Origin of the sequence: Lentzea sp. NEAU-D7 (genome assembly GCF_026242055.1) — a bacterium.
Lineage (GTDB): Bacteria > Actinomycetota > Actinomycetes > Mycobacteriales > Pseudonocardiaceae > Lentzea.
In genome coordinates this window covers 361,653-383,842 of the sequence record NZ_JAPJDL010000004.1, presented here as the reverse complement: position 1 = coordinate 383,842, position 22,190 = coordinate 361,653, and the positions used below count along the sequence as shown (strand labels likewise).

Sequence of the window (22,190 nt, the reverse complement as noted above, 5' to 3'; positions counted from 1 at the left end):
CCTGATGCCGATCGATCCTTCCGTCGCCGTAGGGGCGGAGCTGCCTGAGGTCAAGTTCTCCTGGACCGAGTCCGACGTGCTTCTCTACCACTTGGCGCTGGGAGCGACCGAGCTCCGTTATGTCTACGAGCGGGACCTGCGGGTGCTGCCGACGTTCGGGGTGGTGGCGCCGCGCTTCCACGAGACCGCGCCGCCCGCCGTGTCGTTCCCCGGTGTCGACATCGATCTGGCCCGGGTTCTGCACGGCACGCAGGAGATCACCGTGCACGCTCCGCTGCCGGCCGAGGGCGAGGCCGTGCTCCGGACGCGGATCGCGGACGTGTGGGACAAGGGCAAGGCGGCGGTCGTCGTGCAGGAGTCGACGGCCGTGACGCCGGACGGGACCGCGCTGTACACGACCCGGTCCAGCATCTTCGCCCGCGGCGAGGGCGGGTTCGGCGGCGAGCGCGGACCGTCGGGCAAGGTCGAGGTGCCCGAACGCGAGCCGGACTTCGTGATCGAGACGCCCACCCTGCCGCAGCAGGCGTACCTCTACCGGCTGTGCGGTGACCGCAACCCGCTGCACGCCGATCCCGAGTTCGCGCGACGGGCCGGGTTCGACGCGCCGATCCTGCACGGGCTGTGCACGTACGGCGTGGTGTGCAGGGCGGTGGTCGACGCGGTGCTCGACGGGCCGGAGCGGGTGGCGTCGTTCGGGGCGAAGTTCGCGGGCGTGGTGTTCCCCGGCGAGACGCTGACCACGCGGGTGTGGCGGGACGGTCCGCGGCTGGTGCTCACGACCTCCGCCGGGGACCGTCCCGTTCTCGCCGACGCGGTGCTAACCCCGACCGAGGACTAGGCCGCTCGTCGGCACGCCGGTGCCCGCGGTGACCAGGACGTGCTCGACGCCGGCGACCTGGTTCACCGCGGTGCCGCGGACCTGGCGCACCGCCTCGGCGATGCCGTTCATGCCGTGCAGGTAGGCCTCGCCGAGCTGGCCGCCGTGCGGGTTGAGCGGGAGCGTGCCGTCCAGTTCGAGCGCTCCGGACGCGACGAGGTCCCTGGCCTCTCCCCTGCCGCAGAAGCCCAGCTCTTCGAGCTGCACCAGGACGAACGGCGTGAAGTGGTCGTAGAGCACGGCGACGTCCACATCGGACGGACCGATGCCCGACCTCTCCCACAGCCCCCTGGCCACCACGCCCATCTCGGGGAGCCCGGTCAGGTCGTCGCGGTAGTAGCTGGTCATCGTGAACTGGTCCGCGCCGCTGCCCTGCGCCGCCGCCCTGACGTGCGCGGGCCTGTTCGGCAGGTCGCGGGCGCGTTCCGCCGACGTGACCACGAGCGCGACCCCGCCGTCGCTCTCCTGGCAGCAGTCGAGGAGCCGGAGCGGTTCGGCGATCCAGCGCGACGACTGGTGGTCCTCCAGGGTGATCGGCCGCCCGTGGAACCACGCGTGCGGGTTCGTGGCGGCGTGCTTGCGGTCGATCACGGCGATCCGGCCGAAGTCCTCGCTCGTGGCGCCGTACTCGTGCATGTACCGGCGGGCGAACATGGCGACCATCGCGGCCGGCGTGCCCAGGCCCATCGGGTAGGACCAGCTGTTGTCGATGTTGGCCGCGGCCGCCGTCTGGACCTGCCCGAACCGGTGCCCCGACCGTTCGTTGAACGCCCGGTAGCAGACGACGACCTCCGCCGCGCCGGTCTCGACGGCCATCGCGGCCTGCTGGACCGTCGCACACGCCGCCCCGCCGCCGTAGTGCACGCGGCTGAAGAACGTCAGCTCCGGGACGCCCAGCTCACGGGCGACCGCGATCTCGGCGTTGGTGTCCATGGTGAAGCTGACCAGCCCGTCCACATCGGACGGTTCGAGGCCCGCGTCGTCGAGCGCGGCCCTGACCGCCTCGGCGGCGAGCTGGAGCTCGCTGCGGCCCGAGTCCTTGGAGAAGTCGGTCGCGCCGATGCCGGCGATCGCGGCGTTCACGCGGGCACCTCGATCTTCACGGTTCCGGTGACGTGGTCGCCGTGCGCGGTGCGGCCGACGACCTCGATGGTCAGGTCCTGCTGCTCGCGTCCGACGACCTGGCCGAAGAACTTCAGCGTGTCGTAGGCGAAGCAGGGCGCGCCGAGCTTGATGTTCACCTGCCGCACCAGCGCCTGCGGGCCCGCCCAGTCCGTGACGTAGCGCTGCACCAGGCCGGTCGTGGTGAGGATGTTGATGAAGATGTCCTTCGAGCCGCGCTGGACCGCCAGGTCGCGGTCGTGGTGGACGTCCTGGAAGTCGCGGGTGGCCAGCGCGGTGCTGATCACGAACGTCGGGGTGGCCTCGACGTGCCACTCGGGCAGGGAATCACCGATCCGCACGGGGCCTCCAGCTCGGCATCGTCAGCTCGTCGTCGACCTTCGTGAACACGACCTCGACCGGCAGCCCGACGCTCGGCTCACCGTCCAGTTCGCCCAGCATCCGCACGCCCTCGTCCAGTTCGACCAGGGCGACGACGAACGGCGTCTGCTTGCCGGGCACCTGCGGGTGGTGGTGCACGACGTAGCTGTAGACCACGCCGTAGCCCTCCGAGACCAGGTACTTCGGCTTGGTGGCACCGCATTCCGGGCACATCGGGCCGGGCGGGTGGCGCAGGAGACCGCACCCGCCGCACCGCTGGATGCGCAGCTCGCCCCGCCGGGTGCCTTCCCAGAAGTACTCGGTGTCGCGGTTGACCGACGGCCGGATCGCCTGGGCCCTCGGGGCTTCCCGCTTCGGTTCGGGCTTCTGCGCCGGCTTGTACTTCAGCACCCGGAACCGCATCTCGGCGACGGCCTCGTCCCCGACCCACCAGGTGCTGCGGGTCGTCACGAACCAGCCTTCGCCGAGACCCGTCCTCTTCGGCCCTGTCACGTCCTCCAGGCTCGTCGTCACCGAGAGGTGCTCACCGACCTCCAGGTACCGGTGATAGGTCTGGTCGCTGTTCGTCGCGACCACGGAGGTGTACCCGGCCTCGTCGAGGACGGCCATCATCGCGCCGAGCGGGTCGTCCGCCGACCGTTGACCGCGCAGCCCGCCCATCGTCCACACCTGGACCATCGCGGGCGGCGCGACCTCGGTGTAGCCGGGGTGCTCGTCGCCGATGGCCTCCAGCCAGTTGTTGATCATCGGCAGGTTGACCGGGTCGCGCGCCAGCCGCGGTGCGCATTCGCCCTGTTCGGCGATGCGGGCGGCCTCCTTCTCGATGTCGATCATCGCACCACCCTGGGCAGACCGAGTCCGATGTTCGCGATCAGCTCGCGCTGGATCTCCTGCACTCCCCCGCCGAACGTCAGCACGAGGTTGCGCCGAGCCTGGACGTCCAGCCACCTGACGAGGTCGGCGTCCGCGCCGTGCCGTCCGACCAGTTCTTCCAGCAACCGGCCGACGCGCTGGGTCCGGTCGGCCGCGAACACCTTGGTGGCGCTCGCGTCCGCGACCTCGACCTCACCGCTCGCGACCTGCCAGTTGAGCAGCTCGTTCACGCGGTGGACCGCCCGTGCCTCGGCCAGCGCCCTCCGCACGTCGGGTTCGTCGAGGAGCTGCCGTTCGGCCGCCCACGCGTGGACCCGCTCCACCAGGGCGCCCAACCGGCCGGACGGGCCGAGCATCACGCGTTCGTGGTTGAGCTGGGTGGTGATCAGCCGCCAGCCCTTGTCCTCCTCGCCGACCCGGCGGGACTCGGGCACGCGGACGTCGTTGTAGTAGGTGGCGTTGACGTGGTGGGCGCCGTCGCAGGTGATGATCGGCGTCCAGGAGTAGCCGGGGTCGGTGGTGTCGACGATCAGGATGGTGATGCCCTTGTGCCGCGAGTCCGGCTCTCCGGTGCGGCAGGCCAGCCACACGTGGTCCGCGTCGTGGCCGCCGGTCGTGAAGGTCTTCTGCCCGTTGACGACGTAGTGGTCGTCTTCGCGGACCGCCCTGGTGCGCAACGCGGCGAGGTCCGTGCCCGCGTCCGGCTCGGTGTAGCCGATGGCGAAGTGCAGGTCGCCGCTGAGGATCCTCGGCAGGAAGAAGTCCTTCTGCTCCTGGGTTCCGTACCTCTGCAGGGTCGGTCCGACGGTCTGCAGCGTCACGTACGGCAGCGGGACGTCCGCGCGGGCGGCCTCGTTGACGAAGATCTGCTGCTCGACCGGCCCGAACCCCAGGCCGCCGTACTCCCGCGGCCAGCCGACGCCGAGCCGTCCGTCCCGCCCGAGCCTCCTGACCAGCGCGCGATACGTCTCGCCGTGCCGTTCGGTGAGCATCGCCTCGCGTTCGGCCGCGGACACGACGGTAGCGAAGTACTCGCGGAGCTCGTCGCGCAGTGCGCGCTGCTTCTCGGTCAGGTCAATGAACATCGATGGCTCCCAAGCGGTGCTCCACTCCGCCGACGAACCGCGTCAGCTCCTTGGCCATGCCGTAGTAGCGGTGCAACGGGTAGGTGATGTCGAGCCCGAGGCCGCCGTGCAGGTGGTGGCAGGTGTGCACAGCCGGCAGGGTCTCCGCCGCGAGCCAGTAGGCGGCCGTGTCCAGATCGTCGTCGTCGAGGCTCCACGCGGCGGTCAGCGCCGCCAGGTGCAGGGTGCGCGAGGCGATGTAGACGTCCGCGACCAGCAGCGCGGCGGCCTGGAAGGTGGCCAGCGGTTTGCCGAACTGGTGCCGGGTGCCGACGTGCTTCACGGTGAGGTCGAGGGCTCCGGCCAGGACGCCGTCCGCGACCGCGCAGGCGCCGGCCAGGGCGAACCGGCGGATGCCGTCCCCGGCGCCTTCCAGCAGCTCACCGCGAGCACCCTCGAACCGGACCGTTCCGTCCGATGTGGACACGCCGGGTTGCGCCGGGTCCACGACGAACACGCCCGCGCTCGTGCTGACCAGGATCCGGCTCGCCTCCGCGGCGTGCGGCACGTTGATCTTCACGCCGAAGATGCCGTCCGGCCCCGCCGTCGTCCCCGGTTCGGCGGGCAGGGGCCGCGACGGCTCGCTCAGCGCCGCCGTCAGCACCCCGTGCTGTTCGGTCACCAGCGGCAGCAAGGCTTCCTGCTGCTCGGCGGTGCCGTACCGCACGATCGGCAGCACGCCCAGCGCGAGCGTGGCGAGCGCAGGAACGTCCACGGCCCGCCGGCCGACCTCGGTGAGCAGCACGGCCGTCTCCAGCACGCCCAGCCCGTCACCACCGAGCCGTTGCGGAACGGCCAGGGCCAGCAGCCCCGCCTCTCCCAGCGCCTTCCAGGGGGTGGCGCTCTCCCTGCCCAGCACGTCGGCCGCCAGAGCGGCGATCTCCCGCTGGGTCTCGTCGAGCTCGAAGTCCATCAGGGCTCCCTGGGTAGACCGAGAATGCGTTCACCAGCCAGGTTCATCAGCACCTGCGTCGTCCCGCCCGCGATGCTCAGGCAGCGGCTGAGCAGGAACTCGTGCATCTCACCGCTGTCCACCGCGGCGTCCGGCCCGAGCAGGTCGACCGCGAACTCCGCGACGTCCTGCCGCTGCCGCACCCCGACGAGCTTGCGCACGCTGGACTCCGCGCCCGGTTCCTGCCCGCCCAGCACCCGCAGGCTCGCGCGCAGGTCCAGCACCGACACCGCGACCCCCTGCGCCACCAACGCACCCAGCCGTTCCGCGTGGTCGGGAGCGGCCGGGGACCGGAGGACCTGTTCGAGAGGCTCGCCGAGCGAGGACCCCATCGCGACGCGTTCGTTCGCGAGGGTCGTGCGGGCGAGCCGCCAGCCGTCGTTCACCGCGCCCACCACGCAGTCGTCCGGCACGAACACGTCGTCGAGGAAGACCTCGTTGAACCGGGCGTCGCCGGTGATCTCCCGCAACGGCCGGACGTCGATGCCCGCGGAGCGCATGTCGACCAGGAAGTACGTGATGCCCTTGTGCTTCGGCGCGCTGGAGTCCGTGCGGGCCAGGCAGATCGCCCAGTCGGCCTGGTGCGCGAGCGACGTCCAGACCTTCTGGCCGGTGAGCCGCCAGCCGCCGTCGGTCTTGAGAGCCTTGGTGCGCAACGACGCCAGGTCCGAGCCTGCCTCGGGTTCGCTGAACAGCTGGCACCAGGTCAGCTCACCGCTCAACGTCGGTGGCACGAACCGCTCCTGCTGCTCGGGCGTTCCGTGCCGCAGGATCGTCGGCCCCGCCCAGCCGCCGATGACCAGGTCCGGCCTGCGCACCCCGGCACGGGCGAACTCGCTGTCGATCACCATCTGCCGCGCGGGCCCGGCGTCCTGCCCGTACGGCTTGGGCCAGTGCGGCACCAGGAACCCGCTGCCCGCCAGTCGTTCCCGCTGAGCAGCGGGGTCGAGTCCGGCGATCTCCTCCGCGAACGCGCGCACGTCCGGATCGGACTCGACCTGGACGGCGAGCGACCGGCGCGCACCGGCCAGCGCCAGCTCGGCGACACGCCGGCGCCACCGCGCGACACCGCCCGCGAGCTGCTGCAGCGCCAGCGCCCGGCGCAGGTAGCGGTGGGCGTCGTGCTCCCAGGTGAAGCCGATGCCGCCCAGCACCTGGATGCAGTCCTTCGCGTTGCGGACCGCCGCGTCGAACGCGACGGCAGCCGCCACCGCGGCCGCCAGCGGGTGCTCGTCGTCCCCGACCGACCGGGCGGCGTCCCAGGCCACCGACGACGCCTGCTCCGCGCGGCACAGCATCTCCACGCAGAGGTGCTTCACGGCCTGGAACGACCCGATGACACGCCCGAACTGCTGACGCTGTTCCGCGTACGCCACAGCCGTGTTCAGGCACCAGGTGGCGACCCCGCTCGCCTCGGCGGCCATCAGCGTCACCGCGAGATCGGTCGGGTCGGCCACCGCCTCACCCGGCTCGCCGACCACCACCGACCCGAGTGAACGTGAGTGGTCCACGGTTTCCAGCGGGGTGACAGTTACCCGTTCGGCGGGCACGAGCATCCACCTGTCCGTTTTGAGCAGCAGGTGCGTCGCTTCGGCGGCACCGATCACGTGGCGGTTCGAGAACCCGAACCCGGCGATCCCCTCGAAGTCCGGGACCAGTACCGACACCAGCGCCGTGGGCAGCAGCGGCCCGGGCATGAGGTTCTCGGCCGCTCGCTCCAGCATCACCGCGAGATCGGTGACCGTGCCGCCCTCCCGCGTCACCTCGAAGAACCCGACCCGGACGAGATCGGCCCACTCGCCCTTCGCGGCGTCCACGCTGTCGCGCAACGCTCGTTGGTCCCCGGTCGTGGCGATCGGCATGCGGCCTCCTCCAGTACGTGAAGAAGTTTATAGAACGTGTTCTATTTCCGGCAACAGATCATGGCTGGGAAACCGATCGAGTATGATGCGGAGGCAGCTGCAACACGTTCCAGGAGGATCATCTCCGTGTCACCTTCGAAGTCGCGCACGGACGCGCTCATGGCGGGCGACGAGCTCAGCTCGGCCGCGCAGCGCGAACGTCGCAAGCGGATCGTCGACGCGACCATCGCGCTGGCGTCCAAGGGCGGGTTCGACGCCGTCCAGATGCGCGCGGTGGCCGACCGGGCGGACGTCGCGCTGGGCACGTTGTACCGCTACTTCCCCTCGAAGGTCCACCTGCTCGTGTCGAGCCTCGCCGTCGAGCTGGAGCGCGCCCAGGAGAAGATGGACCGCACCACCGTCCCCGGCGACTCGCCGTACGAGCGCGTGCTGTTCGTGCTCGGCCGCATCACCAGGGGCCTGCAGCGCAACCCGCACCTCACCGAGGCGATGACGCGCGCGTTCACCTTCGCCGACGCCTCCGCGGGCGCCGAGATCGACAAGGTCTCGTGGCTGATGGAGAGCATGTTCACGAAGGCGATGAGCGACGAGGCGCCGACGGACGAGCAGAAGGCCATCGCCCGTGTCATCGGCGACGTGTGGCTGTCGAACCTGGTCGCCTGGGTCACCCGCCGCGCCACGGCCACGGACGTCGCGAACCGCCTCGAACTCACGGTCCGCCTGCTGCTGAAGTGAGTCCTCCCGCGGGATGACGAGCGGGTCACCCCGCCGAACGATGCCGGTGCACGCGCCCACCACTACCGTCTGTCCTATGAAGACGCTCGTGGTCGTCCTGGCCGTGCTGGCCTTGGTGGGTGGCGGCACGGTGCTGCTGGTGAGCCACTACGGCGGCTGGACGACGCTGACCGGCAAGGCCTGGGCCATCACCTACGAGGTGTCCGCGCAGCCCGCCGAGACGCTCGCGGAGGTGACGTACGCGGAGTCGGCCACGCGCTACCGCAAGCAGGCACCGCAGGTCGTCACGACCGAGAAGCCGCTGCCGTGGTCGGTCGAGGTGGTGGTCAACGCCGGGGAGAGGGCGCAGGTGTCCGCCACGCCCAGGGCCGACCAGGTGCTGACGTGCCGCATCCTGCTGGACGGGGTGAAGGAGCTCGCGTCGGCGACCGGCAAGCCCGGCGCGACGGTCACCTGCGACTCGGTGACCGGTACCTGACCGCCCACGCCACGACGGGCGCCCCAGGAGTCCCCCGGGGCGCCCGTGCGGTCAGACGTTGTCGGTGTGCGTGACGCCCGCGGTGCGGTAGTCCTGCACGGCGGTCTTCACCTGGGCCGGGCTCAGCACCTGGTCCTTGGCGAAGTACACGTAGTCGACCTCCTGCTGGTAGGCGCGCTCGACGCTGGTGCCCTGCAGGCCACCCGAGATGAACCACAGGTTGAAGTTGATCGACATCGGCGTCTCCGGGTAGTACTTGTCGCCGTGGTCGGCGACCAGGTTGCCGTCGATGTAGTACTTCACCCGGCCGTTCGCGACCTGGAAGACGAGGTCGTGCCAGCCGTTGTAGCTCTGCCGCTGTGCGTTGTGGATGTTGTCGGCGACCCACGGCTCGTTCTGGTAGGTCTCCCAGGTGGTCTCGTACATGACGTTGGCCGGCTCACCCCAGCCGCCGTTGGGCAGGTACTCGAAGTCGATCTCGCCGTAGTTCGGCGCCATCGGCGCGTCGAGCGGGGTGATGGTGAAGAACGTCTGCACGACGTGGTCGCCGTCCGGGCCGAAGACCGGCGCGTCGCTGAACTTCACCCTGGACGCGTAGGTGCCCTCGAAGAACTTGCGCTGGTGGAACATCTCGGTCTGCTTCGCGGCGGAGCCGTTGTTCCACGAGTCGAGGCGCATGACCTTCTGGCCGTCGACCGTCGGGAACGTGACGCGCGAGGCGTCCCATTCGGCGCCGGGGACACCGGGGCCGCCTCCGCCGGAGCGGACGGTCCATCCTCGCTGGCTGATCCGCGAGTCACTGGAGCTGTTGTAGGCGAAGTCGTCGAACAGCTTGGGGCCGTTGGGGTTCGGTGTCGTGGTCGTGGTCGTCGTGGTGGTGGGCGGGCTGCCGCCGGGCGGGGTGCCCCACAGCAGCGTGCCGCCGCGGTGGACGGTCACCTTGTTCCAGGCCGAGTAGGTGCTCTCGCCGCGGAACGAGTAGTCGTCGGTCTGGGCGATCGGGCCCCAGTTGGTGCGGTAGAAGCGGAGTTGCAGGTCACCGGAGTCGGCGCCGGGGTTCAGCGTGCCCGCGCCGGAGGTGAAGCCGACCTCCAGGTACCGGTCGGCCGGGCCGCCGGTCAGGGTGCCGAACTGGCCGGTCACGTTGCCGCAGCCGCGCACGGCCCACGAGCAGGCGAACCGGTAGCCGACGTCCGGGGTGTCGCTCTTGAAGTAGTAGCGGATCTTCACGTCGGACAGCGGCACGCTGGTGGTGCCCGAGTTGACCAGCTTGAACCACGGTTCGGCCTGGTCGGTGGTCGCGCCGGACGCACTGGTCCGGTACTGGGCGGTGATCGCGTCGGCGGCGAACGCGTTCGGTGCGACGGCCAGTGCGGCCACCGCCAGCGCCGCGCAGGACGCGGCTAGGAGTGCTCGCAACGTTCTCTCCTCATTTCGGCAGGGACGGACAGGGCGGCGAGCCTGGACGAGTGGAGGCGCATCCGGGTGGTGAAGCCCTCCCACTCGGGGCGCTGGGACCAGAGGGTGTCGGCCAGCGCGGCAAGACGGGGGAATGCCAGGTACTCGAGGTGGTCACGGGAGCGGACGTGCTCGGTCCACAGCTGGCACTGGGCGCCGAGCACGCCGTCGGGCAGCGGCACGTGGTAGACGTCGCGGGACGTCACGACGAACCCGGGCTGGCCGGGTGGTTCGTGCGGGCCGTCCGACTGCGGGTAGTCGAGGTAGGTGGAGGTGTGCGGCGTCATCACGACGGGCTGGCCCCGGTCCAGCGCCCTGGCGGCCTGGGTCTCGTCCTTCCACGGCATGAGCACGGAGCGGGGGTCCCCGGTCGGCTCCCACGCGGCCGGGACGCGGCCCCGGTCGAGCAGGTACTCGCCCGCCTGGCGGAGGAACTGGCCGTGCACGTCCTGCGGCAGCAGGCACTCGTCGCCGCCGAGGTGGACGTGCTCGCCGGGGAAGACTTCCAGCACCTCGGCCAGCACCTCGCGGACGAAGCCCATCGCGTGCAGCCCGAACGCCGCGTCGCTGATGCCCCAGCGGGTCCAGACGGGCAGCGGTTCCGGCGCGACGCCGAGGTCGGGATAAGCGGCCAGCGCGGCGCGGGCGTGGCCGGGCATCTCGATCTCCGGCATGACCCGGATGCCGCGGTCGGCGGCGTGCGCGATCAGCCCTTCGAGCTCGGCGCGGGTGTAGGTGCCGCCGTGCGGAACGCCGTCGCCGTTGGTCTCGCTGCGCCAGCCGCCGACCGAGGTCAGCAGCGGGTGCGCGGGCACCGGCATGCGCCAGCCCTGGTCGTCGGTCAGGTGCAGGTGCAGGACGTTGAGCTTGTGGAACGCCATCAGGTCGATGAACCGGCGCAGCACGTGCACCGGCTGGAAGTGCCTGGCCACGTCGAGCATGAACCCGCGCCACGGCAACCTGGGAAGGTCGCGGATGTCGACGCCGGGCAGCGTCCAGTCCACATCGGACACCCTGCTCGACCGGAGCGCCTCCACCGGGAGGAGCTGCCGGACGGACTGCACGCCGTGCGCCAGGCCGTTCGGTGTGCCGGCGCGCAGCAAGACGCCGTGTTCGTTGACCGTGAGCGCGTAGCCCTCGGCGCCGAGTCCGACGAGCTTGGCGTCCAGGGCGATGAAGATCTGGCCGTGGTCGGTGATCGGCAGCGGCAGCCCCGTGGCGGGTCTGAGCAGAGCGCGCAGGAGTCTCGCCGCGGGCTCGGCACCGGGCGTGACGCGCACGCCCGTGCCGCTGTCCAGCGTGAACCCCTTGCTGCGGCGCACGATCCTGGTCGGGAGTGGAACGATCACCCTTTCACCGCCCCTCCGACGATGCCGGTGGTGACCCGGCCCTGCAACACGATGAAGATCAGCAGCACCGGCAGCATGAACAGCGTCGACGCGGCCATGGTGGCTCCCCAGTCGGTGCCGAAGGTGTTGTTGAACGAGGACAGCCAGACCGGCAGCGTGCGGTCGTCCTGGTCCTTGATGATCAGCACGTTGGCGAAGGCGAACTCGTTCCACGCGGTGATGAACCCGAACAGCGAGGTTGCCAGCAGCCCCGGTGCGAGCAGGGGGAACACGACCTTGCGGAACGCCTGCCCGCGCGTGCAGCCGTCGACCTGCGCGGCCTCCTCCAGGTCGACCGGGATGGCGGCGAGGAACCCGCGCAGCGTCACGATCGTGAACGGCAGCGTCATCATGAAGTAGACGAGCGTGAGGATCCAGAGCGTGTCGAGCATGCCGGTGTCCCTGGCGATCACGTAGATCGGGATGAGCAGCGCCTCCCAGGGCGTCATCTGCGCGACGAACACCATCAGCACGAACGCCCTGCGTCCCTTCCACCGCAGCCGCGCGATCGCGAACGCCGCGAGCAGGGCGACCAGGAGCGCGAGCACCACCGCCCCGCCCGCGACCAGGAGGCTGTTGCGCCAGAACGAGAAGAACCCCTTCGCGGCGATCGCCGTGCCGAAGTGGTCGAACGTGATCGGCACGGGCAGGAACGTCGGGGTCGCGCTCTGGATGTCCTTGGTGGGCTTGAAGGCGGTGAGCACCATCCAGTAGACGGGGAACACCGAGAGGACGAACACGACGAGTGCCGCCGTGGTGCGTGAGATCCGACCGATCATGCTTCCCGCTCCTGCCGGTAGAGCTGGCGGAAGTACGCCAGCAGTGCGAGCACGAGCAGCAAGACCATGAGCATCGACACGGCCGCGCCGAGGTCGTAGCGCTGCAGGGACTGCGCGACCTGGAAGGCGTAGACCGGCAGCGTCGTCGTGGCCTGTCCCGGACCGCCCTGGCTGATCACCCAGATCTGCACGAACGCCTTGACGACCCAGATCACCTCCAGGCAGGTGATGAGCCCGAACATGGCGCGCAGCATGGGGAACGTGATGGTCGAGAACACCCGCCACGCGCCGGCGCCGTCGATGCGGGCGGACTCGTACAGCTCCTGCGGCACGGTGATCATCGCCGCGTACAGCGACAGCGCGGCGAACGGGATCGACTGCCAGACGATCAGCGTCACGAGGATGCCGAACGTCGCCTCGCCGTCCGCGAACCACGTGTAGTCGCGGTACTCCTCGAAGCCCAGTGCGACCAGCGCCCAGTTCACGACGCCGAGCCGCGACTGGAAGAGCCACTGGAACACCGTGGTCGCCGCGATGACCGGTGTCGCCCAGGTGAGTACGAGCCCGCCCATCACGAGGAACCTGAGCCCCTTGCCGAGGCGGACGAGCAACAGTGCGACCAGCGTGGACAGCACCATGATCAGCACGACGTTGATCGCGGTGAACCACAGCGTCCGCCTGACCACGCTCCAGAACTCGGGATCGGACAGCACCTTCACGTAGTTCGCGAGGCCGACGAACTTCGCGTCGCCGCGCACCAGCTGAGGCAGCCCGAACTCCTGCAGCGAGATGACCACGTTGCGGATCAACGGGTACAGCAGCAGGTACGCGGTGGTGAGCAGCGTGGGAGCGATCAGGACGTACGGCAGGACGGACCGTTTGCGGCGCTTCGGCGGGGCCGGCGCGGTCTCCCGCACCGGCCTCTCGGCGAGGACCGTCATTTGCCGGAGTTGAGGGCTTGGGTGATCACTTCGTCCGCCTTCGCCGCGGCCGTCCGGGGATCGGCGCCGGTCAGGACCGCGGTCTGGAACTCCTTGATCGGGTTGCGGGCCTCGACCGCCGCCCAGTTCGGGGAGTTCGGCGTGGCGAACCCGTTGGCCGCGCCGGCCGCCATCGCCGCCGTGCCGGGGTCACCGCCCACGGAGGACGCGAGCGACTTGCGGTTCGGCACGTAGTTCATCGCCTTCGCGAGCTCCACCTGCCACTTCTCGCCGGCGAGCGCCTTGACGACCTCGTACGCGCCGTCCTGGCGCGACGACGCCAGCGGGATGATCAGGTCGGAGCCGCCGGTGAACACCGCGCCGGGCTTGTCCGCCGTCTTGCCGGGGATCGGGAAGAAGCCGATCTTGCCTTCCACCGCCGGGTTGGCTTTGGTGACGAGCTTCGCCGCGCCGGGCACCGCGATGAACTGCGCGACCTTGCCGCCCGCCACGACGTCCGTCTGCTGCGGCTTGGCCTCGTCCGAGTCCTTCGGACCGTCGCCGAGCGCCTGGAGCTTCTTGTAGAAGTCCATGCCCGCCAACGCCTCCGGTGTGTTCAGCGAGCCCTTCCACCGGTCGCCGTCCTGCTGTGCCAGGTCACCGCCCTCGTCCCAGACGAACCCGGACAGCGTGTACCAGTTCTGACCGGGCAGGTAGATGCCCTGCTGGTCGCCCTGGTCGAGCTTGGTGGTGGCGGCGAGCCACTCCTCGCGCGTCTTCGGGGGCGTGACCTGGGCCGCCTCGAACAGGTCCTTGCGGTAGATCACGACCCGGTTGGCCGCGTAGAACGGGATCCCGAACTGCTTGCCGTCCACGGCTCCGGGCTCGCTCAGGCCGGGAATCCAGTCGTCTCCCCCCAGCTCGCCCTTCTTGGCGGACAGGTCGGTGACACCCTTGCTGGCCACGTACTGGGCGACCTGCGTGTTGCCGACCTCGATCACGTCGGGCGGATCGGTGCTGGCCAGGGCACTGGTCACCTTCTGCGTGATGCCGTTCCACTCCTGGATCTGGATCTTCAGGTCGACGTTCGAGTGCTCACGTTCGAACTCGCTCTCGAACTTCGACACGAACTCCTCGGTGGCCGTGTCCTTCATGAGCCACACGGTGATCTCCTGCTTCTCACCTCCGCCCGCGGACGAACCGCAGGCGGACAACGTGAGTGCCAGGACGAGTAAGGCAGCGGAGCGCGACACGACTCACCTCTCGCTGGGATATGACCAATTGGTCAGGTCTCGACGGGTGAGGTAGAAAGTGGCACAGACCACTTATCAGGTCAATACCCAGGTCGGACCTATGAGAGCGCTCTCGATCTTCATCGGACTGGTTACTTACCAGTGGTATGACATACTGGCCGCCGACGAAGCGGAGAGGCATGGCCGAAGCGATCCTGAAGCGCGAGCGCGTTCGCGACCACCTGCTCGAGCTCATCGAGACCCACCCGGCGGGCGCCCCGATCCCCGCCGAACGCGTGCTGTGCCAGCAGCTCTCGGTGTCGCGCCCCACCGTCCGCTCCGCCGTGGAGGAACTGGTCAACACCGGCCTGCTCGTCCGCCAGCACGGCCGGGGCACCTTCGTGGCGCGCGCCAAGATCACCCAGGAGATGGTCTCCGACACCGGATCCATGTCCCTGCCCCAGGCGTCGGGCACCTGGTCGTCCCGCGTGCTCGAGCACGCCCGCATCGCCGCCGGCGCCAGGGTGGGCCGCCGCCTGCACCTCTCCCCCGCCGCCGAGATCCACTACATCGCCCGCCTGCGCCTGGTCGACGGCGAGCCGATGGCGCTGGAGCACCTGCACGTGCCGGCCGCGGTGGCACCGGCGCTCACGTTGCACGACATGGAGTCCGGCGACTTCTACGAACGGCTGCGCGAGCACGGCGTCCACGTCTCCGAGGCCGTGCAGTCGATCGAGCCCACGGTGGTGAACGACTCCGAGTCCTCGCTGCTCGGCGTTCCCGTGCTGGCACCGGCTCTGCTGTTCGAGCGGCTGACGACGGACGCCGAGGGCCGGCAGGTCGAGTACGTGCACTCGATCTACCGCGGCGACCGGTACCGGATCGTCTCGCGGCTGACGCTCGGGGCCTCGCCGCGCAACACCGTGGACGTGCAGGCACGGGTCAGCGGCGACCCGTTCTGATCACATGAACCGAGTGCTCTGGCTGTCGACGAAGTTCTGGGCCTTCTCCAGGGTGTGCGAGGCGTAGGTGCCGCTGGCACGCGCGTCAAGCAGCGCGTTCTGCTGCGCGTCCGCCATCATCCGCTGCAGCTCGAAGCGTTGGTGCATCGACCTGTCCGGGTCCTGCTCGGTCAGCTTCCTCTCGATGCCCTCGCTCATCGCGACGACCCGCTCCAGGGTCTGCTCCAGCAGGTGCTCGTCGAACGGCTCCCCGTTCTCGCGGCACAGCGTCGAGCTCTCCAGCAGCGTCCGGCTCGCCGTCACCAGCTCGCCCGCCAGCCGGGCGTACTCGCGGCGTTCGCGGTCCTCGTCGTTGCCGCGGATGCCCAGCCACCGGATCACCAGCGGCAACGTGCCGCCCTGCACGACCAGCGTCAGGATGGCGACGGTGAACGCGATCAGGATCAGCTCGGAGCGGTGTGGCAGGTCCTCGGGCAGCGTCTGCGCGGCCGCCACCGTCACCACGCCGCGCATGCCCGACCAGGCGAGCACCGCGCCACCGCGCCAGCTGAGGCCTTCGCTCGCGTAGAACGCCACGTCGGCCTGCTTGCGTTGCAGCATGCGGATTCCGCGTTCGTACCGCTTCTCCTCGCCGGGCGCGGGACCACGCGCCGTGAAGCGGTCCACGAAGGACTCCAGCTTGCCGGTGAACGCGTCCGCGCGGCGTTGCTGGCGGCGCAGCAGGGCGATCACCGGGATGGTGAACACCACGCGCAGCACGACCAGCGCCACCGCGGCCAGCACGCCGAGCACGAGCGCCCGCGCCACCTCGCCGTCCGCCACGGCACCGATGACGGACGTCAGCTCGAAGCCCATCAGCAGGAACACGCCGTTCTCCAGCAACAGCTGGATGGTGCGCCAGTTCGTGCGTTCGGAGATGCGGTCGTGCGCGGTGAACCTGCGTGCGCTCTGATGACCGGTGATCAGCCCGGCCACGACAACGGCGATCACACCGGACGCGTGCACCTCCTCGGCCGGGATGAACGCGAGGAACGGCACCACGTAGGAGATCGCGGTCGTGAGCACCGGCTGGCCCTGAATCCGCGCCCTGGCCCACACCGACACGATGCCGACGGCGGCACCGATCGCGACACCGGCCGACACGGCGTAGGCGAAGTCGCCCAGCGCGCTGCCGAACGACACGCTGGCGGTGATCGCGACGATGGCCGTGCGCAGCAGCACGAGCGCGGTCGCGTCGTTGACCAGCCCTTCGCCTTCGAGGATCGTGACGAGGCGGGGTGGCAGGCCGAGCTTCTTGCCGATCGACGTGGCGGCGACCGCGTCCGGCGGGCTGATCACCGCGCCGAGCGCGAGGGCGGCGGCGAACCCGATCTCCGGCAGCAGCCACCAGATCAGCAGGCCGGTCCCGAACGCGGACACGACCACGAGCAGCACCGACAGCGCTCCGATGGTCGCGAAGTTGCGCCTGAAGTCGACCACCGGCACGTTCACCGCCGCCGAGTACAGGATCGGCGGCAGCACGACCACCAGGATCCACTCCGGCTCGACGACCAGGTGCGGCACGCCCGGCAGCTGGCTGCAGCCCATGCCGACGAGCACGAGCAGCACGGGCGCGGCCACGCCCAGTCCGGGCGCGACGTAGGACACCACCACGATGATCAGCACGGCCGCGACGGCGAGCAAGGCCCATTCCTGCATGACGTGCAGTTTGTCCCATCAGGACGGACCTCGCCCGCGCAGCCACGCCGGTCAGGAGGCCGGAAGCACGTGGCGCCCCTCACGGTCGGTGCTCAGGCACAGCGAGCAGATCTCACCGCCCAGAGCACTGGCCGTCATGTCCGGCCGCTCGTAGGACTCCCCGCACACCACGCAGTCGTACCGCGTCGCGCTCGGGTTGCCGTCCTCGTCGAGCACCGGCTCCGCGATGCCGTCGTCGGTGCGGCGCAGGTAGAACCGGCCTCGCGTGAGGACCGCGAGCAGCGGCGTCAGCACGATCGGGATGCCGACCGCGACCAGCGGCGAGTACGGCTGGACCGCCGGGCCGAACAGTCCGAAGTAGACCGAGATGGAGAGGATCGACGAGGCGAGGAACGACCCGACGCCCACCGGGTTCACCGCGAACAGCATGCCGCGGCGGAACTCCGGCTGCTTCGGCGACAGCTTCAGCAGGTACTTGTTGATCGCGATGTCCGCCGCGACCGTGACGACCCACGCCATCGCGCAGTTGGAGTAGAAGCTCAGCAGGTTGTTCAGGAAGCTGAACATGTCCGCTTCCATCAGCACGAGCGCGATCGCGAGGTTGACCAGGACGAACACGAGGCGTCCCGGGTAGTGCTTCGTGACGCGGGTGAAGGAGTTCGTCCACGCCAGCGAGCCCGAGTAGGCGTTGGTGACGTTGATCTTCACCTGGCTCAGCACCACGAGCACCAGCGCCAGCGGCACCACCAGCCACGCCGGCATGAACTGCTTGAACACCCCGGTGAACTGCTCGATCGGCTCCACCGCCGCGACCTTGCCGACCGCGTCGAGCACGTAGATCGCCATGAACGCGCCGATCGCCTGCTTCAGCGCCCCGAACACCACCCAGCCCGGACCGGCCAGGACCATCGACGTCCACCACGCCCGGCGGTTCGCGGCGGTGCGCGGCGGCATGAACCGCAGGTAGTCGATCTGCTCGCCGATCTGCCCCATCAACGACAGGCAGACCCCCGCGCCGAGCATGACCGACGCGGTGTTGACGCCGCTGTCGCCGTACGCGAGCCAGCGGCCCACCGAGTCCGGGTCCGCGATCACCAGGTAGAGCAGCGGCGCCACCATCAGCAGCAGCCACAACGGGTTCGTCCAGCTCTGCAGCTTCGCGAGCACCCTCATCCCGTAGATCACCAGCGGGATGATCACCAGTGTCGACGCGAGGTACCCCAGCCACAGCGGCATGCCCAGCGCGTACCGCAGGCCCTGCGCCATGATGGAGCCTTCGAGCGCGAAGAAGATGAAGGTGAAGCTCGCGAAGATCACGCTGGTGATCACCGAGCCGTAGTAGCCGAACCCGGACCCGCGGGTGATCAGGTCGAGGTCGATGTTGTACCGCGCCGCGTAGTAGGCCAGCGGGAACCCGGTCACGAAGATGACGACCGCCGCGAACCCGATGGCCAGCAGGGCGTTCCCCGTGCCGTGCGCGAGACCGATGCCCGCGCCGATCGAGAAGTCCGCCATGTAGGCGATGCCGCCCAGCGCGGACGCCCCGACGACGGCGGGCGTCCAGCGCCGGTACGTCCTGGGCGCGAACCGAAGGGTGTAGTCCTCAAGCGTCTCTTTGGACGCCACAGGAGCCGGAGCGCGCTCCACAACCTCGTCAAGGGTCATGGACCTCGACGCTAGGAACCTCGCGTTTCAGCCGGCCGCACCGCTTGTGACGGGCCGATGACGCTATGTTCACCTGTCATGGATGATCTCGTGGCGTTCATGAAGGAGCGCAGGCTGGCCGACGAGGTGGCGGCCGAGGCGTGGATGCACCGGGCCGCGACGATCTCGGAGTGGGCGCGCAAGGTCGTGGTCCTGCTGACGAACCACCAGATCCCCGCCGAGCACACGCTGCACGACACAGTCGGCGGCCAGAAGGTGCGGATCGCGTCCGGGTGGCTCGTGCTGGCCGCCAGGACCCCGAGCGCGACCCACCCCGGCGTGTTCAAGGAGGCCGGGATCTTCCTGACCCCGGCCGCGGAACTGTGGCAGTACGACAACGAGTGGCCGACGGCCGCCCGGCTCACCGCGACCATCCCGGCGTTCAGGACGCCGGACGGCGCGGTCATGCGGGCCCGCTGCGAGTGGATCCTCGACAACGTCATCGAGGCTTTCGCGGACACGCTGGAACGCCACGGCATCGACGTCTTCGAACTGGAAGGCCTCTAGTGCCCCGTCCGACCGGAGGACTGAGCCGTGCCCGACCGGCCTGAGATCGTCTGCCTCTGCGGCTCCACCCGGTTCGTGGCCGAGATGCGGGCGGCGAACCGCGACCTAACCTCGGCAGGTGTCATCGTGCTCGCGCCCGGCGAGACAGATGAGGTGATCACCGACGAGCAGAAGACCGCGCTGGGCGCACTCCACCTGCGCAAGATCGACCTGGCCGACCGGGTCGTGGTCGTCAACCCCGGCGGGTACGTCGGCGAGTCCACGAGCAGGGAGATCGCGTACGCCCGCGCCACCGGCAAACCGGTCTCCTTCACCGATCCCACCTGACCAGCACTGCCACGGGTTCGCGGCGCGAGCCTCAGATCTTCCAGATGCGCACGGACTTGTCGTCGCCCCCGGCCGCGATCCGCTTGCCGTCCGGCGAGAACGCCACCGTCTGGATCCGGCCACCCGCTCCGATCACCGTGGCGCGGATCTTCTTGGACTCCACGTCCCACAGCTGGACGAAGTTGCCCTGCCCCCAGGTCGCGACCGTCCTGCCGTTCGGGTGGAACAGCGCGCTGGACAGCGTGAGACCGTCGTCGGCGCGCGGGAACACCGCCTTGCTCTGGCCGGACTGCACGTCCCAGAGCTGCATGCTGTTCCGGCCGTCGCCGTCGACGACCGCCAGGGTCTTGCCGTCGGGCGAGAACGAGCCGCCGTCGCCGGTCGAGTCGTTGATGGTCTTGACCGTCTTGCCCGTCGCCGGGTCGACGATCTTGATCTCCTGGTACTTGCTGCCCGCGTAGGCGAGCAGCTTGCCGTCCGGGCTGAACGACAGCTCGCCGCCGCCCCGCGCCTCGGTCAGGCCGATCTTGACCTTGCGCGTCGCCACGTCCCAGACCAGCAGGCGGCCGGTGTGGGTGACGCCGACGAGCGTCTTGCCGTCCGGGTGGAAGCGCAGGGTCTTCATGATGGAGCGGCTGTCGTCCAGGCCGCCGACCATCGAGCGGTCGGCGAGGTTCCACAGGTACGTGGTGAAGTCGCCGGTGCGGTTGCCGCCCGCCGCGAGGGTCTTGCCGTCCGGGCTGATCGCGACGGCGCAGGCCGACGCGCCGCCGGGGCCGTCCGGGTTCTGGACGGTGCCGATGAGCTTGTTCGTCGTGGTGTCCCAGATGCGGACGAGGGCACCTCCGTCACCCAGGCCGTCCTCGGCGCTGGCGAGGATCCTGCCGTCCGGGCTCCACGCGATCGACGACACCGACTCCTTGTGGTCGACCAGCTGGACGTGCTCGGTGAACTCCTCCGGACGGCCCGGCTCGGACGCCGGCGAGGTCGTCGACTCCTCGGAGCCGCCCTCCTTGTTCGAGGCCGCCTTGTTGTCGCCGGTGGACGGCAGTCGCGCCGCGTCGCCGTCGTTCTTCCTGGAACCGAGCCACCACGCGGTGCCGCCGCCCACCGCCACGACCGCGCCGACGCCGGCCAGCAGCGCGGTGCGCCTGCTGACGCCGGACTTCGCCGGGACGGGCAGCACGACGGGCACGCCGGCGAGCATGGCGAGAGCCTGGTCGACCGTGGCGCGGTCGGCGGGGTTCTTGCGCAGCAGGGCGCCGAGCAGCGACGCGAGGTGCCCGGCGCGCTGCGGCGGCGGTGGCTCCTGGGTGAGCAGCATCGACAGGGTCGTCATGAAGTCCTGGCCCTGGTACGGCGGCCTGCCCTCGACGGCGGCGTAGAGGGTGGCGCCGAGCGACCACAGGTCCGTCGCCGGGCTGATCGGCGCGCCGGTGCCCTGCTCGGGCGCCATGTACGCGGGCGTGCCGACGATGGAGCCGTCCGTGGTCAGCGGGACGTCGCCGGTGAGCCTGGCGATGCCGAAGTCGGTGATCACGACCCGGTCGCCGGACAGCAGGACGTTGGCGGGCTTGAGATCGCGGTGCACGATCCCCGCCTGGTGCGCCACCCGCAACGCGCTGAGCATCGACGTGGCGATGTAGGCGACCTGGTCCGGGGGCAGAGCGCCCCGCGCCCTGATGGCGTCGGACAGCGACCCGCCGCGGACGAACTCCATCACGATCATCGGGGTGCCGTTGTACTCGACCACGTCGTGCACGGTGACGATGCCGGGGTGGTTGAGCTGGCCGGCGAGCTGCGCCTCGCGCATGGCGCGCTGGCACAGCAACGCCCGCTGCTGCTCGTCGAGCCCGGCGGGCAGCAGCAGTTCCTTGATGGCCACCTCGCGACCGATGACCTCGTCACGGCCGAGCCACACCCGGCCCATGCCGCCGGTGCCGATCACCTGAACGAGCCGGTAGCGCTGCGCCACCAGACTTCCCGTCGCATCTGTCACGGCGGGCAGCTTAGATGGGGGAACACGCTCCCACGACGGTAACCGGCAAGTTCGCAATCGATTGAAACTGTTGGCACCAAAGAAACATCGTGCGCACTCAATCGGTCGACAATGGACCTGTCCCTAGTGGACCTTCGCGACCTCGATCCCGACCGCCCCGAACATCCGCAGCTTGCGCGTCCTGGTCGGCTCGGTGGTGAACCCGGCCGCGGCGATCCGCTTCGGCACGGCGTCGCCGACGTTGTCGAGCAGGTGGTCCTTCATGGTTCCGTGGTCGTGGAACACGGCGTCGGCCAGCACCAGCACGCCACCGGGCCGCAGCACGCGCCGGACCTCGGCGAGCATCTCGTCCTTCGACGGGGTGTCGAGGTGGTGCAGCATCAGGCTGGAGAAGACGGCGTCGAACGAGGCATCGGGGAACGCGAGCTCCTGCGCGAACCCCTTGTCCAGCCTCGCCCGCAGCCCCGCGCGGCGCAGTTTGCGCTCCGCCCGCGCCAGCATCTTCAGGTCGGGGTCCACGCCGAACAGCTCGACGTCCCGATGACGCTTTCCGGTGGTCCGCAACAGGTTCCCGGTGCCGCAGCCGACGTCCAGCACGCGCTGCCCGGCCCGCAGCCCGGCCGCCGCGACCATCTCGCCGTGCACGCCGGCGAGCCCTGACACCAGGTGCACCACTTCGTAGAGGGGCAGGAGGTAGTGCTTGCCCATGCCCGGCAGGTAGTCCCGCTCCTGGGACGATACTTCGGTCATGCGTTGATTCTCTCTGCTGTCAGAGCAGTATTTCTGTGCCGATCCACGGTTTGAATGGGACG

Annotated in this window: 21 protein-coding genes; 6 read left to right on the top strand and 15 right to left on the bottom strand. The window is 69.8% G+C overall.

Annotated elements, in window-relative coordinates; translation table 11 throughout:
• The first annotated feature begins 4 nt into the window (after nucleotides 1–4).
• On the top strand, nucleotides 5–838 hold the full coding sequence (locus tag ORI60_RS11865; RefSeq protein WP_266037136.1) for a MaoC/PaaZ C-terminal domain-containing protein: 834 nt from the start codon (nucleotides 5–7) through the stop codon (nucleotides 836–838).
• Here the strand turns inward: ORI60_RS11865 and ORI60_RS11860 are convergent.
• Genes ORI60_RS11860 through ORI60_RS11835 form a run of 6 tightly spaced genes read right to left on the bottom strand, consistent with a single transcriptional unit; the run spans nucleotide 818 to nucleotide 7,191 of the window.
• Nucleotides 818–1,960, bottom strand: coding sequence for a lipid-transfer protein (locus ORI60_RS11860; RefSeq protein WP_266037135.1), 1,143 nt, complete (start codon nucleotides 1,958–1,960; stop codon nucleotides 818–820). The two genes, ORI60_RS11865 and ORI60_RS11860, sit on opposite strands and share 21 nt — an antisense overlap.
• A complete protein-coding gene (locus ORI60_RS11855) occupies nucleotides 1,957–2,340 on the bottom strand; it encodes a MaoC family dehydratase (RefSeq protein ID WP_266037133.1) in 384 nt (127 codons plus the stop codon). Before ORI60_RS11855 ends, ORI60_RS11860 begins: the two co-directional genes overlap by 4 nt.
• On the bottom strand, nucleotides 2,327–3,211 hold the full coding sequence (locus tag ORI60_RS11850) for a bifunctional MaoC family dehydratase N-terminal/OB-fold nucleic acid binding domain-containing protein (RefSeq protein ID WP_323055906.1): 885 nt from the start codon (nucleotides 3,209–3,211) through the stop codon (nucleotides 2,327–2,329). The genes ORI60_RS11855 and ORI60_RS11850 overlap by 14 nt, the downstream gene beginning before the upstream one ends.
• The gene (locus tag ORI60_RS11845; RefSeq protein WP_266037130.1) at nucleotides 3,211–4,338 is read right to left on the bottom strand and encodes an acyl-CoA dehydrogenase family protein; all 1,128 of its coding nucleotides are present in this window, start codon (nucleotides 4,336–4,338) and stop codon (nucleotides 3,211–3,213) included. The genes ORI60_RS11850 and ORI60_RS11845 overlap by 1 nt, the downstream gene beginning before the upstream one ends.
• Complete coding sequence (locus tag ORI60_RS11840; protein WP_266037129.1) at nucleotides 4,328–5,290, bottom strand: acyl-CoA dehydrogenase family protein; 963 nt, start codon at nucleotides 5,288–5,290, stop codon at nucleotides 4,328–4,330. Before ORI60_RS11840 ends, ORI60_RS11845 begins: the two co-directional genes overlap by 11 nt.
• On the bottom strand, nucleotides 5,290–7,191 hold the full coding sequence (locus tag ORI60_RS11835; protein WP_266037128.1) for an acyl-CoA dehydrogenase family protein: 1,902 nt from the start codon (nucleotides 7,189–7,191) through the stop codon (nucleotides 5,290–5,292). The genes ORI60_RS11840 and ORI60_RS11835 overlap by 1 nt, the downstream gene beginning before the upstream one ends.
• A 159-nt stretch (nucleotides 7,192–7,350) precedes the next feature.
• Between ORI60_RS11835 and kstR the strand changes: the two genes are divergently transcribed.
• Together kstR and ORI60_RS11825 are read left to right on the top strand one after the other, a co-directional pair.
• Nucleotides 7,351–7,926, top strand: a complete 576-nt coding sequence (gene kstR / locus ORI60_RS11830; protein WP_266037289.1) for a cholesterol catabolism transcriptional regulator KstR — start codon at nucleotides 7,351–7,353, stop codon at nucleotides 7,924–7,926.
• Nucleotides 7,927–8,002: 76 nt separating this feature from the next.
• Nucleotides 8,003–8,404 (top strand): MmpS family transport accessory protein, encoded by a 402-nt coding sequence (locus ORI60_RS11825; protein WP_266037127.1) that lies wholly within the window; start codon nucleotides 8,003–8,005, stop codon nucleotides 8,402–8,404.
• 51 nt (nucleotides 8,405–8,455) lie between these two features.
• Here ORI60_RS11825 and ORI60_RS11820 read toward each other — a convergent pair whose 3' ends face one another.
• The 5 genes from ORI60_RS11820 to ORI60_RS11800 are packed head-to-tail and all read right to left on the bottom strand — an operon-like array spanning nucleotide 8,456 to nucleotide 14,202.
• Nucleotides 8,456–9,823, bottom strand: coding sequence for a cellulose binding domain-containing protein (locus ORI60_RS11820; RefSeq protein WP_266037126.1), 1,368 nt, complete (start codon nucleotides 9,821–9,823; stop codon nucleotides 8,456–8,458).
• Entirely contained in the window at nucleotides 9,808–11,211 is a 1,404-nt protein-coding gene (locus ORI60_RS11815; protein ID WP_266037125.1) for a beta-N-acetylhexosaminidase, read from the bottom strand. The genes ORI60_RS11820 and ORI60_RS11815 overlap by 16 nt, the downstream gene beginning before the upstream one ends.
• Nucleotides 11,208–12,029, bottom strand: a complete 822-nt coding sequence (locus tag ORI60_RS11810) for a carbohydrate ABC transporter permease (RefSeq protein WP_266037124.1) — start codon at nucleotides 12,027–12,029, stop codon at nucleotides 11,208–11,210. Before ORI60_RS11810 ends, ORI60_RS11815 begins: the two co-directional genes overlap by 4 nt.
• A complete protein-coding gene (locus ORI60_RS11805) occupies nucleotides 12,026–12,970 on the bottom strand; it encodes a carbohydrate ABC transporter permease (RefSeq protein WP_266037123.1) in 945 nt (314 codons plus the stop codon). The genes ORI60_RS11810 and ORI60_RS11805 overlap by 4 nt, the downstream gene beginning before the upstream one ends.
• Nucleotides 12,967–14,202, bottom strand: a complete 1,236-nt coding sequence (locus tag ORI60_RS11800; RefSeq protein WP_266037122.1) for an extracellular solute-binding protein — start codon at nucleotides 14,200–14,202, stop codon at nucleotides 12,967–12,969. Before ORI60_RS11800 ends, ORI60_RS11805 begins: the two co-directional genes overlap by 4 nt.
• Nucleotides 14,203–14,381: 179 nt before the next feature.
• Here ORI60_RS11800 and ORI60_RS11795 point away from each other — a divergent pair, with 179 nt between their 5' ends.
• A complete protein-coding gene (locus ORI60_RS11795) occupies nucleotides 14,382–15,143 on the top strand; it encodes a GntR family transcriptional regulator (RefSeq protein WP_266037121.1) in 762 nt (253 codons plus the stop codon).
• Here ORI60_RS11795 and ORI60_RS11790 read toward each other — a convergent pair whose 3' ends face one another.
• Together ORI60_RS11790 and ORI60_RS11785 are read right to left on the bottom strand one after the other, a co-directional pair.
• On the bottom strand, nucleotides 15,144–16,841 hold the full coding sequence (locus ORI60_RS11790; protein WP_266037120.1) for a cation:proton antiporter: 1,698 nt from the start codon (nucleotides 16,839–16,841) through the stop codon (nucleotides 15,144–15,146).
• A gap of 51 nt (nucleotides 16,842–16,892) precedes the next feature.
• Nucleotides 16,893–18,506, bottom strand: a complete 1,614-nt coding sequence (locus ORI60_RS11785) for a purine-cytosine permease family protein (protein ID WP_266037119.1) — start codon at nucleotides 18,504–18,506, stop codon at nucleotides 16,893–16,895.
• Nucleotides 18,507–18,584: 78 nt separating this feature from the next.
• On the opposite strand from ORI60_RS11785, the gene ORI60_RS11780 reads away from it, so the two are divergent.
• Both ORI60_RS11780 and ORI60_RS11775 read left to right on the top strand, forming a co-directional pair.
• Entirely contained in the window at nucleotides 18,585–19,052 is a 468-nt protein-coding gene (locus ORI60_RS11780; RefSeq protein ID WP_266037118.1) for a hypothetical protein, read from the top strand.
• Between the two features lie 27 nt (nucleotides 19,053–19,079).
• Nucleotides 19,080–19,379: a hypothetical protein gene (locus ORI60_RS11775; protein WP_266037117.1), complete on the top strand. Its 300-nt coding sequence runs from the start codon at nucleotides 19,080–19,082 to the stop codon at nucleotides 19,377–19,379.
• A 31-nt stretch (nucleotides 19,380–19,410) separates the two neighbouring features.
• Here ORI60_RS11775 and ORI60_RS11770 read toward each other — a convergent pair whose 3' ends face one another.
• Complete coding sequence (locus tag ORI60_RS11770; RefSeq protein WP_266037116.1) at nucleotides 19,411–21,378, bottom strand: WD40 repeat domain-containing serine/threonine protein kinase; 1,968 nt, start codon at nucleotides 21,376–21,378, stop codon at nucleotides 19,411–19,413.
• Between the two features lie 123 nt (nucleotides 21,379–21,501).
• Nucleotides 21,502–22,128, bottom strand: coding sequence for a class I SAM-dependent methyltransferase (locus ORI60_RS11765; protein WP_266037114.1), 627 nt, complete (start codon nucleotides 22,126–22,128; stop codon nucleotides 21,502–21,504).
• Nucleotides 22,129–22,190 lie beyond the last annotated feature (62 nt).

Coding starts and splice junctions, on each gene's coding strand:
- ORI60_RS11865 (WP_266037136.1), top strand. CDS start 5: ATGCCGATCGATCCTTCCGTCGCCGTAGGGGCGGAGCTGCCTGAGGTC.
- ORI60_RS11835 (WP_266037128.1), bottom strand. CDS start 7,191: ATGCCGATCGCCACGACCGGGGACCAACGAGCGTTGCGCGACAGCGTG.
- ORI60_RS11845 (WP_266037130.1), bottom strand. CDS start 4,338: ATGTTCATTGACCTGACCGAGAAGCAGCGCGCACTGCGCGACGAGCTC.
- ORI60_RS11795 (WP_266037121.1), top strand. CDS start 14,382: ATGGCCGAAGCGATCCTGAAGCGCGAGCGCGTTCGCGACCACCTGCTC.
- ORI60_RS11840 (WP_266037129.1), bottom strand. CDS start 5,290: ATGGACTTCGAGCTCGACGAGACCCAGCGGGAGATCGCCGCTCTGGCG.
- kstR (WP_266037289.1), top strand. CDS start 7,351: ATGGCGGGCGACGAGCTCAGCTCGGCCGCGCAGCGCGAACGTCGCAAG.
- ORI60_RS11810 (WP_266037124.1), bottom strand. CDS start 12,029: ATGATCGGTCGGATCTCACGCACCACGGCGGCACTCGTCGTGTTCGTC.
- ORI60_RS11805 (WP_266037123.1), bottom strand. CDS start 12,970: ATGACGGTCCTCGCCGAGAGGCCGGTGCGGGAGACCGCGCCGGCCCCG.
- ORI60_RS11780 (WP_266037118.1), top strand. CDS start 18,585: ATGGATGATCTCGTGGCGTTCATGAAGGAGCGCAGGCTGGCCGACGAG.
- ORI60_RS11825 (WP_266037127.1), top strand. CDS start 8,003: ATGAAGACGCTCGTGGTCGTCCTGGCCGTGCTGGCCTTGGTGGGTGGC.
- ORI60_RS11785 (WP_266037119.1), bottom strand. CDS start 18,506: ATGACCCTTGACGAGGTTGTGGAGCGCGCTCCGGCTCCTGTGGCGTCC.
- ORI60_RS11790 (WP_266037120.1), bottom strand. CDS start 16,841: ATGCAGGAATGGGCCTTGCTCGCCGTCGCGGCCGTGCTGATCATCGTG.
- ORI60_RS11765 (WP_266037114.1), bottom strand. CDS start 22,128: ATGACCGAAGTATCGTCCCAGGAGCGGGACTACCTGCCGGGCATGGGC.